Annotated in this window: 16 protein-coding genes and 1 riboswitch; of the genes, 4 read left to right on the forward strand and 12 right to left on the reverse strand. The window is 36.4% G+C overall.

What is annotated here, in order from left to right:
- Window positions 1–79: 79 nt before the first annotated feature.
- Window positions 80–1339 carry a murein hydrolase activator EnvC family protein gene (locus G7081_RS01545; RefSeq protein ID WP_166006786.1) on the reverse strand — a complete coding sequence of 420 codons (1260 nt, stop codon included), beginning with the start codon at window positions 1337–1339 and terminating at the stop codon, window positions 80–82.
- 322 nt (window positions 1340–1661) lie between these two features.
- Here G7081_RS01545 and G7081_RS01550 point away from each other — a divergent pair, with 322 nt between their 5' ends.
- The gene (locus tag G7081_RS01550; protein WP_166006788.1) at window positions 1662–2318 is read left to right on the forward strand and encodes a winged helix-turn-helix transcriptional regulator; all 657 of its coding nucleotides are present in this window, start codon (window positions 1662–1664) and stop codon (window positions 2316–2318) included.
- A 41-nt stretch (window positions 2319–2359) separates the two neighbouring features.
- Here the strand turns inward: G7081_RS01550 and G7081_RS01555 are convergent, their stop codons facing one another.
- The 4 genes from G7081_RS01555 to G7081_RS01570 form a co-directional block, all read right to left on the reverse strand.
- The gene (locus G7081_RS01555) at window positions 2360–3163 is read right to left on the reverse strand and encodes a pyruvate, water dikinase regulatory protein (RefSeq protein ID WP_166006790.1); all 804 of its coding nucleotides are present in this window, start codon (window positions 3161–3163) and stop codon (window positions 2360–2362) included.
- A gap of 1 nt (window position 3164) precedes the next feature.
- Window positions 3165–3800 carry a CBS domain-containing protein gene (locus G7081_RS01560; RefSeq protein WP_166006792.1) on the reverse strand — a complete coding sequence of 212 codons (636 nt, stop codon included), beginning with the start codon at window positions 3798–3800 and terminating at the stop codon, window positions 3165–3167.
- 49 nt (window positions 3801–3849) lie between these two features.
- Window positions 3850–6471: a pyruvate, phosphate dikinase gene (gene ppdK, locus G7081_RS01565; protein ID WP_166006794.1), complete on the reverse strand. Its 2622-nt coding sequence runs from the start codon at window positions 6469–6471 to the stop codon at window positions 3850–3852.
- A gap of 122 nt (window positions 6472–6593) precedes the next feature.
- Window positions 6594–7172 carry a nicotinamide mononucleotide transporter gene (locus tag G7081_RS01570; RefSeq protein WP_166006796.1) on the reverse strand — a complete coding sequence of 193 codons (579 nt, stop codon included), beginning with the start codon at window positions 7170–7172 and terminating at the stop codon, window positions 6594–6596.
- A 196-nt stretch (window positions 7173–7368) separates the two neighbouring features.
- Here G7081_RS01570 and G7081_RS01575 point away from each other — a divergent pair, with 196 nt between their 5' ends.
- From G7081_RS01575 to G7081_RS01585, 3 genes are all read left to right on the forward strand, one after another.
- Window positions 7369–7557: a hypothetical protein gene (locus tag G7081_RS01575; protein WP_166006799.1), complete on the forward strand. Its 189-nt coding sequence runs from the start codon at window positions 7369–7371 to the stop codon at window positions 7555–7557.
- A gap of 104 nt (window positions 7558–7661) precedes the next feature.
- The gene (locus G7081_RS01580; RefSeq protein WP_166006801.1) at window positions 7662–8216 is read left to right on the forward strand and encodes a DUF1836 domain-containing protein; all 555 of its coding nucleotides are present in this window, start codon (window positions 7662–7664) and stop codon (window positions 8214–8216) included.
- A complete protein-coding gene (locus G7081_RS01585; RefSeq protein WP_166006803.1) occupies window positions 8217–9071 on the forward strand; it encodes a DegV family protein in 855 nt (284 codons plus the stop codon).
- Between the two features lie 36 nt (window positions 9072–9107).
- Here G7081_RS01585 and G7081_RS01590 read toward each other — a convergent pair whose 3' ends face one another.
- The 7 genes from G7081_RS01590 to rnmV form a co-directional block, all read right to left on the reverse strand.
- The gene (locus G7081_RS01590; protein WP_166006805.1) at window positions 9108–10052 is read right to left on the reverse strand and encodes an L-lactate dehydrogenase; all 945 of its coding nucleotides are present in this window, start codon (window positions 10050–10052) and stop codon (window positions 9108–9110) included.
- Window positions 10053–10173: 121 nt separating this feature from the next.
- Window positions 10174–11139, reverse strand: coding sequence for an L-threonine 3-dehydrogenase (locus G7081_RS01595; RefSeq protein ID WP_166006807.1), 966 nt, complete (start codon window positions 11137–11139; stop codon window positions 10174–10176).
- Between the two features lie 43 nt (window positions 11140–11182).
- Complete coding sequence (locus G7081_RS01600; protein ID WP_166006809.1) at window positions 11183–12370, reverse strand: glycine C-acetyltransferase; 1188 nt, start codon at window positions 12368–12370, stop codon at window positions 11183–11185.
- A gap of 237 nt (window positions 12371–12607) precedes the next feature.
- Complete coding sequence (locus tag G7081_RS01605) at window positions 12608–13426, reverse strand: ZIP family metal transporter (RefSeq protein ID WP_166006811.1); 819 nt, start codon at window positions 13424–13426, stop codon at window positions 12608–12610.
- 162 nt (window positions 13427–13588) lie between these two features.
- Window positions 13589–14116: a folate family ECF transporter S component gene (locus G7081_RS01610; RefSeq protein WP_166006813.1), complete on the reverse strand. Its 528-nt coding sequence runs from the start codon at window positions 14114–14116 to the stop codon at window positions 13589–13591.
- 34 nt (window positions 14117–14150) lie between these two features.
- A riboswitch (THF riboswitch) is annotated at window positions 14151–14309 on the reverse strand.
- Window positions 14310–14402: 93 nt separating this feature from the next.
- On the reverse strand, window positions 14403–15272 hold the full coding sequence (rsmA, locus tag G7081_RS01615; protein WP_166006815.1) for a 16S rRNA (adenine(1518)-N(6)/adenine(1519)-N(6))-dimethyltransferase RsmA: 870 nt from the start codon (window positions 15270–15272) through the stop codon (window positions 14403–14405).
- A complete protein-coding gene (rnmV, locus tag G7081_RS01620; RefSeq protein WP_166006817.1) occupies window positions 15262–15852 on the reverse strand; it encodes a ribonuclease M5 in 591 nt (196 codons plus the stop codon). Before rnmV ends, rsmA begins: the two co-directional genes overlap by 11 nt.
- Window position 15853: the final 1 nt, after the last annotated feature.

The following is a 15853-nucleotide window of genomic DNA, read 5'->3' on the forward strand; positions in this document are numbered from 1 at the left end:
AACGATAAAAAGAAAACAATACATCAGTCCTTAGACGTAAAAAAAGCAGCTACTTAAGTAGCTGCTTTTTACTTTTAAATTATAATGACACAAATCCCATTGGGTTTAAGAAACCGCTCCAGATTCCAGTTGAAATACCGAAATGCAAGTGTGTTCCTGTTGAGTTACCAGTTGATCCCATTAAACCAATAACTTGGCCTTGAGAAACTGTTTGTCCAACACCTGAAATAATACTGCTCATATGCATGTAGTATGAATAATACCCATCGCCATGATCAATGATAATGTGGTTACCTGCTGAGTAATGGAAACCTGATTCAACAACTTTACCACCACGTGACGCCATGATTTGTTGACCATAAGCACCAGCCATATCAATACCATCGTGCCCGTTACCAGATACACCATTTGGATCCGGTCTCCAACCAAAACCACTTGTAATAGTGTAACCACCAGCTAATGGATTAGCCCAACCAGACGATTCAGGTTTTGGTGTTTTTTCTTCATTTTGAACGTTGTCAGTAGTTTCACCTAGCGTATTGTTAGCCTCTGCTTCTTGACGTGAAACTTCTGCAGCCTCTGCTTTCGCTGATGCTTGTGCACGATCAGCAGCAGCTTTTGCTTGAAGTTCTTGTTCTTTAGCAATTCGTTTCATTTCTTCTTCACGTTTTTTCTCAGCTTCTTCTTTTTGTTTCTCGAATTTAACTTTTTCAGATTTTTCAGTTGCTAATGCAGCTGAAATCTCATTCACTTTGACATCTTGTTCACTTTTAACAGCTGCAAGTGCTTTTTTATTATCAGCCAGTTCTTCAGTTTTAGCTGTCACTTTTTTAACTTCACCAGAAACTTTTGTTTCTAATGTTGACAATTCATCTTGATCAGCTTTTTGTTCTTCGATGACTTCATTACTTTGAGAAACTAATTGTGACATTGCAACTGTTTTTGAAACAGCGTCTCCAATAGATTCTGAATTGATCAAAATATCAATCCAAGCAGTTCCTTTAGCATTTACTTGCGCATTACGAGCTTGATTTTCAAGCTGAGATGTACGTTTTTCAATTTTATCTTTTAGGATAACAATTTTCTTTTGAATATCGCTTAATTTTTTCTCAGACTTAACTTTTTCAGCTAATGTATCATTGTACTCAGCTTCTAAAGTAGCAACTTCTTTCGCTAATTTAGCTAAGTAAGCATCTGCTGTTTTTTTATCTTTAGCAATTTCTTCAATTTTAAGATTCTTTTCTTGGATTTTCGTATCAAGTTCATCTGCATGATTGATTGTGGGCATCATTAACATTAAAGTGGCCATTGATAATCCTGAAATAATAATTTTCTTCATTTGTTCATCTCTTTTCTTAATCATTTATCTAATTAGTTACTTATATTTGATTTTTTATAGTGTTTCACTAATCCCCTATTGGGTACTGTATCAATTTAACTTATAAATGTGTAGAAAATGTGTAGAAAATACGATATAATATAAACGTAACTTTTGATACATTTGATTAATCTTATTGTCTATTTATTAACAAGAAAAAAATGAGATAAAACCCTTTGTTTTCAAGGAATATCTCCCTTTTACAGAATGGTAACTTTATTTTTTTGCATCAATATTACAAAATATTACAATCCTATATTACATTTTAATTGGAGGCATTAACATGAATTTACTTATAATTGACCCAAAAGAAGTCTATTTTGAAACTCTTAAACAGCTCTTGATAAACACAGAAATTAACACTTCATTACTTCATAGCTTAGATCAGATTCATGAATATACGGCTGATTTAATACTTATTCACGATAGTGCTCTTCCCGCTAATCAGTTAACACTAACTAACACATTCCCCATCCCTTATATCGTAGTCAGCTCTGATAATTCAGATGATTCCATTAGCAGGTTTTTGGTTGAGGGGGCAGCTGATTTTTTAGCCTTACCAATCAAACCGAAGGAATCTGTCGCTAGAATTAACGCGATTCTTAATCGAATTAAAAAACACAATACCAGTCGCTTGCTAACATTTGATGATGAATATCTCAAGATTAATCTTGATACCCACGAGGTGCACGTCAAAGATTCCCCTATTAAACTAACTTCTACAGAATTCCAAATTTTAGAAACGTTGGCAACTAATCCTCAACGTATTTTTTCTCGAGTTAATTTAATGGAAGGGATTCGTGGGCTTGAATTTTCTGGTTCTGATCGTGCAATTGCATCTCACGTCAAAAACTTACGAATTAAAATAGAAGAGGACAGCAAAAATCCTCGCTATATTATGACCGTACATGGTAGTGGCTATCGTTTCGGTATAAAATAAAAAAGAACAAAGAGCAGAGCGCTCTTTGTTCTTTTTATTTTTTAATCCAATCGCTCTTCAATTTCTGAAGCAATTTCTTCAACAGCTTTGTGATCAATATTGACAACTAAAGCATCTAATTTTTTATAAACCTCTTTCGCATAATCAATTTCTTCTTGAATTCGTTCAGCGTTAACATAACTGACATTTTCACTTAAACCTAGCGAACGTAATCGCGAACGGCGAATTTTTTCAATATATTCTGCAGAACCTATCAAACCAATTACTTTTTGTTCAGGTACTACTGTTAACTCAACTGGTAATGACACTTCTGGTATTAACGGTAGGTTCGCCACCTTGTATGATTTGTTAGCTAAATACATACTTAACGGTGTTTTAGATGTACGCGATACTCCTAATATAATTAAATCTGCTTCACTAAACCCTTTGGGATTCTTACCGTCATCATAACGCACCGCAAACTCTACTGCTTCTGCTTGTTTGAAATAACGTTCATTCATTTGATAAATAGCACCAGGATTTTCAGTTGGTTCCTGTTGGATTTGCTCTGAAATGAGCTTAGTTAATGGACTCATATAGTCAACGTATTGTAAGCCTGTTTCTTTTGAGAAATCCGCCAACTGTTTATTTAATTTTTGACTAACTAATGTTGTCGCAACAATCGCTTCTTCCGACAGGGCATCCTTCAAAATATTAGCTAGTTCTTTTTCACTTGTGACAAATGGAAAACGGCGAACTTGGCGCTCTGTTACAGAATTAAATTGTGCTAAGACAGCATTAATATTTTTTTGAATTGTTTCTCCGACTGAATCGGAAATAATATAAATCGTAATTGGTTTTGCCATCTTATTCACTATATCCTTTCGCCTTATGTCCTTCTGAAACAAAGTGTTCTGTTAATAAGGTCTTAGTTATTTTCCCTACTACTTTATGAGAGGTTTGCGATTCTATAACGGGCAATGAATCCACCTGACTTTTTATTAACAAATCTGCTACATCCAAAATTGTTTGTTCCGGCGTAACCCTTACAATATTTGGCATACGTGACATAATGACCGCTACCGGCAGTGTTTGATCACCTTTGTTTAGTAAACTACGCAACAAATCTTTTCTTGAAACAACACCTGTTAACTGCTTTGAATCTTTTTCTACTATATAAAGGGTCCCTACATCGTACATAAATAAATTTGTGATACAATCTGCCACCGTTGTTGTTTGTGGCAAACAAATAGCTGGCGCCATAATATCTTTGACACGTTGATTGTAAACTGTCTCAAAAAGAAGCGGTTCAACACGACTACCAGAGAAGAAATACCCAACTTTTGGTTTGGCATCTAAAATACCTGTCATTGTCAAAACTGCTAGGTCACTTCGCAGCGTTGGTTTTGTTAAACCTAAACTGGCAGCAATTTTATCTCCACTGATTGGCTGTTCTTTTTTGACTATTTTGATAATTTCTTCTTGGCGTGCCGTTAACTTCATGTGTGATCCTCATCTCTGTTCTAGTACTTTCATTATATATTAGCACGTCTTATTGAGCAATATGTGTTTTATTTAGGGCTGATTGCGCTACCGCTAAACGAGCAACTGGCACGCGATAAGGTGAGCATGATACATAATCTAAACCAATTTTTTCAAAGAAACTAATTGATTCTGGCGACCCACCGACCTCACCACACACACCTATACGTAAATCCGGTTTCGTTTGACGGCCTTTTTTGACTGCCATATCCATTAAGACGCCAACACCGTCTTCATCGACTTGTGTAAATGGATCGTGAGCCATAATCCCATCTGTTAGGTAGTGCCCTAAGAATTTACCTGCATCATCTCTTGAAAAACCATAAGTCATTTGCGTTAAATCATTGGTTCCAAAACTGAAGAAATCTACGGATTCAGCTACTTTATCTGCTGTTAAACAAGCTCTTGGTAATTCAATCATCGTTCCAATTTGATACTCAAACTGAATATTAGCCGCTGCTAATTTTTCTTCAATTACAGCAATTAATTTAGGACGAATCATCGCCGCTTCCCCTTGCTCCGATACTAACGGGATCATGATATGTGGCACAATTGCAATGCCTTTTTGGCGCAAGGTAATTGCGCTCTCAATGATTGCTTGAGCTTGCATTTCGTAAATTTCTGGGAATGTAATGCCTAAACGACAACCACGATGACCGAGCATTGGGTTCGTTTCATGTAATCCTTTAATTTGTTTGTTTAAACGAGAAGCGTTCATTTTTAATTCTTTAGCAATTTCTTCTATTTCATTTATATTTGTTGGTAAGAATTCGTGTAAGGGTGGATCCAGTAAGCGAATGACCATTGGTTTATCTTGACTGATAGCATACATCTCTTCGAAGTCCGCTTTTTGATATGCCAGTAATTTATTTAAAGCTTCGCGTTTTTCATCGTCTTGCTCTGCTAAAATCACTTTACGCATTTCTTTAATACGCTCTTTACCGAAAAACATGTGCTCTGTTCTTGCTAAGCCAATTCCCTGTGCATTAAAATCCATTGCAACTGCTAAATCACGCGCTGTTTCGGCATTACCATATACCTGTAAGTTTGCTACCTCATCGGCCCAAGTTAGTAACGTTTTAATATTATGATCTTCTTCTGCTAAGACTTTTTCTAGCTCTCCTAAATAAATGACACCTGATGTTCCATCTACAGAAATCATTGTCCCTTCCTCAATCATCACATCGTTAACGGTTACAGTCCTAGCTTCTTCATCAATCGCTAATTGTTCACAACCTGTCACACAACAAATCCCCATTCCTCGTGCAACAACCGCCGCATGAGATGTCATTCCACCATGGTTTGTGACAATTGCTTCACTGATAATCATCCCTTCGATATCTTCTGGTGACGTTTCATTTCGCATTAAGACAACTGGTTCGCCAGATTGATGTAATTCGGCAGCTTTAACAGCATCGAAACAAACACGCCCTATTGATGCGCCTGGACTTGCGCCTAAACCTTTAGAAAAGGCTTCTCCATCTTTTAACCCAGCCTCAGAAAACACTGCATGTAATAGTGTTTCAATCATACTTGGTTGAATTTTTAACAACGCTTCTTCTTTCGTTAACAAGCCTTCCTCTACCATTTCAACTGCGATTCTAATAGCAGCTTTGTCTGTCCGCTTACCGTTTCGAGTTTGAAGCATATATAGTTTATTATGCTCGATTGTAAATTCAATATCTTGCATGTCATGGTAATGATTCTCCAACGTTGTAATTAAGCCTGATAATTCTTGATAAACTTCTGGCATGGCATCTTCTAGTGTCGAAATTTTTTCAGGCGTACGAATACCCGCAACAACATCTTCACCTTGCGCATTAATTAAATACTCTCCGAAAAATCCTGATTCTCCAGTTGAAGGATTACGTGAAAAGACAACTCCCGTCCCACTATTTTCTCCACTGTTACCAAAGACCATCGCTTGAATATTAACCGCCGTACCTAAATCATGGTCAATATTTTGTAAGTTTCTATATGTAAAGGCACGCGGATTGTTCCAAGATCTAAAGACCGCCTCTATCGCAACATCTAACTGTTCTCTTGCTGATTGCGGGAATTCTTTTCCTTCTTTTTGATAAACCGCTTTAAATTCAACAATTAATTCTTTTAATTGCTCAATGCTAAATTGATCAACTAGAACACCTGCTGATTCCTCCATTGCTTTGATTTTCAGCTCGAAGCGTTGTTTAGGAATACTGTAAACAACATCTCCAAACATTTGTAGAAGACGGCGATAACAATCGTATGCAAAGTGTTCATCACCTGTTAATTTCGCAAATCCAACCACTGATTGATCATTCAAGCCTAAGTTTAAAATGGTGTCCATCATTCCCGGCATTGAAAATTTAGAGCCACTACGAACAGACACTAATAAACAATTATCTTGTGAGCCAAACGTCTTATTCAATTTAGATTCTAATGTTTTAATTGCAGCGTCTACTTCTTCCTTTAACCTTTCAGGTAACCGATTGTCATTCAAATAGGCCATACATGTTCCTGTCGTAATCGTAAATCCTGGCGGAACTGGTAATCCTAATTTTGTCATTTCTGCTAGGTTGGCACCTTTGCCGCCTAGCTCATCTCTCATCTCTCCGTTACCTTCTAAAAAATCATATACATGCTTAGTCATGATAGTCTCCTTTTTATAGTACGTCTTATTTAATATAATACCGATTATATAGTACGTCTTATTCAAAAACAAGGACATATTAAAAAGCTGTTAGAAAAGGTCCCTTTTCTAACAGCTTTTACTTAATTAAATTCTGCTGGTTGACAGTCTCCTGCTGGTGTCATACCTAATTTTTCCGCTTCTTCAACCGAAGACAGATACACTCTATTTTTCTCTTTAATGTTTATCACACCTTCACAATCAGGTGCGTGATAAACATGGGAATTTGCATTTCCAACAAGAACCACCATTTCAGGTAACGTTTGGGGAATTTCATCTGCAAATGTTTCTTCACTTTCCGTCAATTCTGTTTCTTCAATCTTTTCGACAGTTTCCTCGGTTTCAAACTCTATTGTCTCTTCTTTACTTTTTTCCTTCGTAAGCTTATCCTTAACAGCTGTTTCTTTATGGGGCTTACTGTCTAATTCGTTGGCGTCTGGTAAGACCGCACTAAATAATAAGACCGATGCGATTGCCATAATAATAGCTGATGTTTTCGTTAAGGCGCCAAAGGTTCTTTTACGCCACATCATTAAACCTAATAAAAATAAACAAATACACATGACAACTAAAAGAAGATCGGCCATATTTTTAATAGAGAAGCCGACTAATAGTCCCGAAATTCCAAAAATAAGCATAATAATAAATCCAATTGTTTTCATTTATACCACCACTCTTGATCAATATACTTTTATTATAACCTATCTTAAACATAAAAACTTCCTCTTAAACATAATAGACATGACTTTAATTAAATATTAATTACTCGTTTAATCTGCTGTAAAAAAACATATTGTTTTGTGATGTCAATTATCAGTGTTATAATTAGCTCATATTAAAGAAGGAGTTGAATGATTTATGAAACCAGAAGAATTATTTGAAAAAGCTAAAGAAATGTTAAACGATGGTAAATTAGATGAAGCTAAAGAATTCATCGAAGAACACAAAGAAGATATTGGTGAGAAAATTCATGACTTAACTGATATGTTTGGCGACAATGCTGAAGGTATCTTAAACAAAGTTAAAGGTTTATTTGGTAAAAAATAACCTCCAAGAAGAGAGCGCGTTTGCGCTCTCTTTTTTTGTTGGTTTACTTTTCCAGATACTATATGATATAGTATTGGAAACTAGATAACTACTAAGGAGGCTGTATGAAAGATATCATCCTGGCAACTGACTGGCAAAAAACGTTACACAATTTAAAACTACCGCGTTGGAGTGAGTTACCTGATATTCCAGTATACATGGACCAACTCGTCACACTTGTCCAACGCTATACTCAACCTTTTTCTGTTAGCATCGATAATCAACCATTGATTACTTCTTCAATGGTCAATAACTACGTTAAACAAAAATTAATTCTCCCACCTGAAAAGAAAAAATATGACCAACGTCATTTGGCAAGATTAATTATTATTACCACTTTAAAACAGTCTTTCGATATGACCATAGTTCAGCAAGGAATTATTCAACAAATTGAAGCTAGTACTAATTACGAACAAGCTTACGATCATTTCTGCCAAGAAATGGAAGACACGGTTGAATTATTCTTAATAAATTCCACTACCGATCAAATTGAAGTTAGAATTGCTAATCCGCTGTACCAACCAATTCAAATGGCAACTATCACATTGGTTGCAAAACTAGTCACAGAACGAACGATTCAAAGCATAAACAAAACACTTAAAGAAAATGAGGAAAAATAAATGACAAAACAAATTGCGCTTTTAGTTGATTCAGGCATGACTCTACCAGAAGAAATTCTTGCTTTGCCAGGTGTCTATGAAATCCCCTTAAATATTATTTATAAAGATGCTGTCTATACAGATAAGGTAGATATCACAGCCGAAGATATCTACGCCCGATTAGATGAGGAAATCCCTTCGACTTCTTTGCCAAGTGGTCAAACAATTCATTACATTATGGAAAAAATTATTGCTGACGGCTATCAAGAACTTTTAATTGTGACTATCTCTAGCGGTCTAAGCGGTACGCACAACGCTGTGAAATTAATTGCTGAAGATTTCCCACAATTAACATGTGCCTTAATTGATACAAAGAGTATCACACTTGGCGGCGGGCTTCAGGGGGCCTACGCTAAAGAACTAATCGATCACGGTCTATCGCTAACAGAATGTGAAGAAAAATTAAACACACTTGTCTCAGAATCACGCGTTTATTTTAGTTTACCGACGTTAGAATATTTAAAAAAAGGTGGCCGCATCGGACTAGTTTCCTCTGTTATTGGATCCGCATTAAATCTACATCCTGTTGTTTCTTGTAATGAAGATGGCGTTTATCATACTGCTGCCAAAGCCCGTGGCCGAAAACGTAGTGTGGCTAAGATGGTAGAAACAGCTTCAGACTTTATTGGCGACTCAACTTCTTATGATATGGGTGTTGCCCATGCATTTTGCGAAACTGATGCCAGAAATCTAGCTGCGTTTCTTAAAGATACATTCCCACACATTAGAAATTTTTATTTTGAACAAGCTAGTCCCGCTTTAGGGATTCACACTGGCCCTGATGCATTCGGCATGACCGTTCTAAAACATAATTAAAAGCCCTGACCATTTGGTCAAGGCTTTTTTATTTAGTTAAAATACTTCATCAATCATTTGTTGAATAGCGTGGATAGAGTCTTGCATTTTTTGTTGCTCCATATCATTCAACGGAATCTCAATCACACATTGGATCCCTTCGCGGGTGATAACTGCTGGCGAACCAATGTATAAATCTGATGCACCATATTGCCCATTCAATTGGACAGATAATGGTAAAATAGCATGCTCATCATCAAAAATGGCTTTCGTAATTCGAGCTAAAGAAATAGCAATCCCATAATACGTTGAGCCTTTTCTTTCAATGATTCGATAGCCTGCGTCACGAACATCCTCAACTAATTGGATTAAGCTTTCTTCAGTCACTTCTGGGCGTTTTTTCACCCATTCGTAGACCTGTAGTCCACCAATATTTGCATGTGACCAAACCGGGAACTGAGTATCGCCGTGTTCACCAATAATATACGCTTGAATATCACGTGGATCTGCTTGGATGATTTCAGCTAACGATTTTTTGAAACGTGCACTGTCTAAGGTCGTACCTGAACCAATCACACGTGATGCTGGCAAGCCAGAAAACTTCTGAACAGCATAAGCCATAATGTCCACAGGGTTATTTGCCACTAAGAACATGCCATCAAAACCACTTGCCATCACTGAATCAACAATATCTTTAGTAATTTTTAAATTGATATGTAATAAATCCATCCGCGTCTGATCAGCGGTATTTGTTGCTCCCGCCGTAATAACAACTAAGTCTGCATCATGACAGTCATCATACGTAGCTGCATAAATCTTTTTAGGTGACGTGTATGCTAAGCCATCAGATAAATCAATCGCGTCGCCTTCACTCTTACCATGATTCAAATCAATAATCCCTAATTCTTTACCAATATTTTGATTAACTAAAGCAAAAGCATAACTTGAACCTACCGCACCTGCTCCAACTAAAATAATTTTTTGTTTATCTCTATTTTTCATCTTGCTCACCCTTTCACAATCTTTATAAGTTTATTTTACTACCTTTCAGAATAAAAAGAAACCTTATTGCTCGGGATCTTTGTGAAATGAAAAAACCACCTATAAAAGGTGGTTTAAATGATTAAATTTTGCCTTCTGCTTTTAATTTAACAGTTAATTTTTCAAGCATTTCTTTTGTCATGCCATCTAAATCAAATTTAGGAGCGAAGTCCCACTCATCTTTCGCGCAAGTAGCATCGATTGAGTTAGGCCATGATTCAGCAATACCTTGACGAATAGGGTCAACATCGTAGCCCATTTCAAATTCAGGCATAACTTTTTTGATTGATGCAGCAATTTCTTCTGGAGTGAAGGCCATTGCAGTAATATTGAAAGCGTTACGGTGTACTAAACGATCCGCATCAGCGTTCATTAATTTAACGATAGCCTCAATAGCATCGTCCATATACATCATATCCATTGAAGTTCCTTCAGCGATAAATGATTTGTATGAACCTGATTTAAGTGCTTCATAATAGATGTCAACAGCGTAGTCAGTCGTACCGCCACCTGGCTCAACTTTGTAAGAAATTAAACCTGGGAAACGGACTGAACGTGTATCAACACCATATTTAGTGTGGTAGTAGTCAGCTAATAATTCACCAGCAACTTTAGTCACACCGTACATTGTAGTTGGACGCATGATATCGTCTTGAGGTGTGTTGTCTGATTGTGAGTTTGGACCATATGCAGCGATTGATGATGGTGCAAAGAATTTAGTGTTTAGTTCGCGAGCGATTTCTAAACCATTCATTAAACCAGTCATGTTTAAGTTCCAAGCAAACGCTGGACGAGCTTCAGCTGTAGCTGAAAGTAAAGCTGCTAAGTGGATGATTGTATCCACTTCATATTTTTTAGCTAATTCTAAGAATTTATCGTAGTCAGTTACATCTAAAACTTCGAAAATTCCTTCTTCACATACTGGGCTACCTTCGATAGTACGGATGTCAGTAGCGATAACGCTATCCATGCCGTTATCTTGACGTAGACGGTAAACTAATTCTGATCCGATTTGGCCTAATGAACCTGTTACTAATACTTTTTTCATTTGAAAGACTCCCTTATTATTTATTTGATTTTAGTGTTTTAAATTAGATTAAGTCGAACTCTTTACCAACTTTTTCATAGATAGCTAATGCATTATCTAACATTTCTTTTGTATGAGCTGCAGTTGGCATGTTACGTACACGTCCAGTTCCTAGTGGTACTGTTGGGAATACGATTGATTTAACATAAACGCCTTCTTCATATAAACGTTTACTGAAATCTTGTGCTTTTTGCTCATCACCAATGATTACTGGCGTGATTGGTGTTTCTGAAATACCTGTTTCAAATCCCATAGCGTTTAATTTTTCTTTAAAGTATGTTGCATTTTCCCAAAGTTTTTCATTTAAGCTAGTGTCCGCATCTAAAATTTCTAATGAACGTTTAGCTGCTGCTGCATCTGCTGGAGATACGGCTGTTGAGAATAAGAATGGACGAGAACGCACTTTTAACCAGTCGATTAAATCTTGTGTTCCGGCAACATATCCACCAACAACACCAATTGCTTTAGAAAGCGTTCCGATTTGGAAATCAACTTCTTTTTCTAAACCAAAGTGTTTAACTGTTCCGTGACCATGACCTAAGACACCTGAACCATGAGCGTCATCAACATATACCATTAAGTCGAATTCTTTAGCGATTTCAACGATTTCTGGTAATTTAGCGATATCTCCATCCATTGAGAAGACACCATCTGTAATGAACATTGCTTTTTCATATAAACCTGACTCACGTACTTCTTTAGCTTTAGCAGCTAAATCTTCCATGTCAGAGTGATTTACACGGACAATTTTAGCACCTGATAAACGACAACCATCAATGATTGATGCGTGGTTTAATTCATCAGATAAGATAACATCTTTTTTACCCATAACTGCTGAAATAGCAGCCATGTTACAGTTGAATCCTGATTGGTAAGAAATAGCAGCTTCAGTTCCTTTGAACTTAGCTAATTCTTTTTCTAACTCTAAATGGATTTCTAATGTTCCGTTGATTGTACGAACGGCACCAGAACCTGCTCCCCATTTGTCGATAGCTTCTTTAGCAGCTGTCGTTAGACGTTCGTCAGTTGCTAAACCAAGATAGTTATTTGATGATAAGTTGATTAACTCTTTTCCACCAACTTGGATCATTGGACCATTAGCACTTTGTAATGGTTCGATTTCATTGTAAAGACCTTTTGATTTTAAATCGTTAAGGTTTGATTGTAAAAACTCGTTTAATTCTTTACTCATAAATATTCCCTCCACTTGTTTAATTGACTTTGTGAAAATCAATTTTATTTAATACCTACATCTTATAAATACTACAAAATAACCTTTAATTCAACCGCTTCCATTAGATACTTAACTCATTCTAATAATTCAACTGAAATTCTTATTTTTCAGCAATTTTTTCGACTAAAATTCGTGAAACGTTTAGCAAATTCAGCTTTACAAATAACAAGTTTATAACTTCACAAACTTCCATTTTTAACCTAACGCCACATCTAAAACCATCATAATAATAAAGCCAACCATCACACCAAAAACAGCGTGGTGGTTTTTACTAGATGAATTTTGTTGTGCTTCTGGTATCAATTCTTCAACCACAACATAAATCATTGCTCCAGCCGCAAATGCTAAAGCATACGGTAAAACAAATGTTAATTTAGTAACTAATATCGCACCTAAAACACCGGCAATTGGTTCAACAATCCCTGATGCCTGACCATAAAGGAAGGATTTCCAACGACTCAACCCTTCCTGTCTTAGAGGAATTGAGACTGCTGCACCTTCAGGGAAGTTTTGAATCCCAATCCCGATAGCTACTGACATTGCCGCTAATACTCCTGCTACTGGATCCGCCATTTGATTTGCCGCACCAAAGGCCACACCGACAGCTAAACCTTCTGGAATATTATGCAATGTTATTGAGAAAACAAGTAAAATGGTTCTCTTTAAATGACTTTCCATTCCTTCTCGCTCTTGATTAGGACCAAAATGCATATGCGGTATCACACGATCCGCTGCATATAAAAATAACCCTCCAGCTGCAAAACCTATCCCTGCTACAAGCCAAGGTATTGACCCATTCTCCGTTGCTTGTTCAATTGCTGGATCTAATAATGACCAAAAACTTGCTGCAATCATAACCCCTGATGCAAAACCTAACATCAAATTTAGAATATCTTTTTTGATATCTTTAAAGAAAAAAACCAATGCAGCACCTAATGCTGTCATCCCATAAGTAAACAATGTCCCTGCTAACGCCTGTTGCCAGGGAGACAACCCGACTAACCAATCTAGCATACTACGCCCCCTTAACCCTTTAATATTATTGTTATATATTAAGTTTAACATAGGATTTTATAACAGCCTAACATATCGATTTACCTGCGTTTCTAACGAAAAAAAAAGACCTATTATAAAATAGGTCTCTTTATAGATGTTATTTCCATGGGTGAATTTTTCTTATGATCTAAACCGTTTAATTTGGTTTTGCATCACTTGATTATGACTAATTAAATAGATGACAAAAATTTTAATCGGAATTAAAATAGCTGCTTTCCCTAAACGTAATGGAACCTGAGCTAAAACACCCGGTCCTGGTGCAATCATATACAGCCATACAGTATTTAAACCTAATTCAATGACTAAACCAACAATTAAACTTGCAACGATGATTCGTTTTAAACTCATCTCTTTTTTATAAAAAAAGAAACTGTAAACTAGTCCTGTCAGTAGGGCCGAAAGCGAAAACCCTGGAAAATAAGGACCGGTACTTCCGAAGACAATAATCCCCACAAAATCTGCTAATAATGTTCCTACACCTGTAATCCAGGGATTAAACATCATCGACATAATGACGATTGGGACAAACGTAAAACCAATTCTAACAAATGGCGTTTGAATTGACAAAAAGCGCGTCAAAATAATTTGCATCGCCATCAAGATACCCATTAAAGCAATCGTTCTCGTACTCATTTTTCTTTTATTCATTGCGCATCTCCTTGATAGAGTTGCTACATTTTAATGCAGCGAATGCGAAAATAAAACCGCGATAAACTCTACACAATATTAACTATTTCCGTGAGCACCCTTCTCACATAAATAATATCGTTGAGTTAATACCTTCGTTCGAATAGCAACATCCCATCCATTCGACACTTAACGCTTTATTTCCTACTCTGATTATTTGGTAACGAATTACCTTCTATACTATAGCATATCTTCTACTTAATTTTACTTCAAAATGCATACAAAAAAGCTATTCATTTGAATAGCCTTAACCTAACGCATTTGATAATTTTGCAAACTCTTCCAATGATAATGTTTCACCACGACGTTTAGGATCAATCCCTGCAGTTTCTAAAGCTTTCGCTAACCGCTCTTTAATAGCTTCTTCCTTGCCATAAGTCGCTTGCAAGTTGTTCCAGAGTGTTTTACGTCTTTGTTGGAAAGCAGCTTTTGTTAATTTAAAGAAAGCTTTTTCATCATTAACTTCCACCGCTGGTTTATCCCGACGAACTAGTTTAATAATCGCTGAATCAACGTTTGGCTGTGGAATAAAGGCTGTTTTTGGAACAATAAAAGCGACACTCGCCTCCATATAATATTGAACAGCAATTGATAATGAACCATAAGCTTTTGTACTTGGCTTAGCTGTAATCCGATCTGCTACTTCTTTTTGCATCATAACAACCATCTCTGACACATTTAAATCCGATTCTAAAAAGTGCATCATAATTGGTGTTGTAATGTAATAAGGTAAATTAGCAACCACTTTGATTGGTAAATCTTGTTTAAATGTTTCTTTCGCAATAGTTGTTAAATCTGCTTTTAGGACATCTTCATTAACAACTGTCACATTAGGGTAAGGTGACAGTGTCTCCTCTAAAACTTCAATTAAACGACCATCTATTTCAAAGGCTAAGACCTCTTTAGCCGAGCGTGCTAAATGTTCTGTTAAAGCACCAATACCCGGTCCAACTTCAATCGCATTTGAAGTTTCATCTAACTCAGCAGCTTCCACAATATTTCTAAGAATATTAGGTTCTGTTAAAAAATTCTGCCCTAGACTCTTTTTAAATTGAAAGCCATATTTTTTTAAAATATCACGCGTGCGACTTGGTGTTGCTATATCTTTATACTCCACGTTTTTCCTCCTCTAGAACCTCTATCATAGCGGCCGCTAGTTCTTCTTCTGTAATACGAAAAGCTAATAATCTTTTTTCTAATTGCTTCGCATTCGTATAACCAATTCGTAATTTATTTCCTAATTGTTCTCGACGTCTCTTAGCTTTAGGTCCCGCAATCAATCCTAAACCAATCAAAACTTCTCGCGGAATCATTTCTGAGATATTGTCATCTAACGTTGGTGTCATCACATGTTTCAACGCTTTTTCAATCGCTCCCTTTGAAGCATGCTCCACGCCAAGACTTTTACCTCTAGAACTTGAAGAAGGCTCACCTTCTTCACGAGTAATAAAAGCATGTTTAACACCTGGCACTTCAGCAGTAATAATCTTACGAATTTTTTCTCCCGAAAAATCAGGATCAGTCAGTACGATGACTCCTCTGACTTCTTGGGCTAAACGAATTCGTTCTAGAATCGCTTCATCTATTGCTGAACCAATCGTTTCAATCGTATCTACTTCTAAAAATTGTTGTAAACGTTTTGTATCATCTTTTCCTTCTACAACAACCATTTCATTAATTTTTTGTTTTTTTACCATG

This window comes from Vagococcus coleopterorum (assembly GCF_011303955.1).
GTDB lineage: Bacteria > Bacillota > Bacilli > Lactobacillales > Vagococcaceae > Vagococcus_D > Vagococcus_D coleopterorum.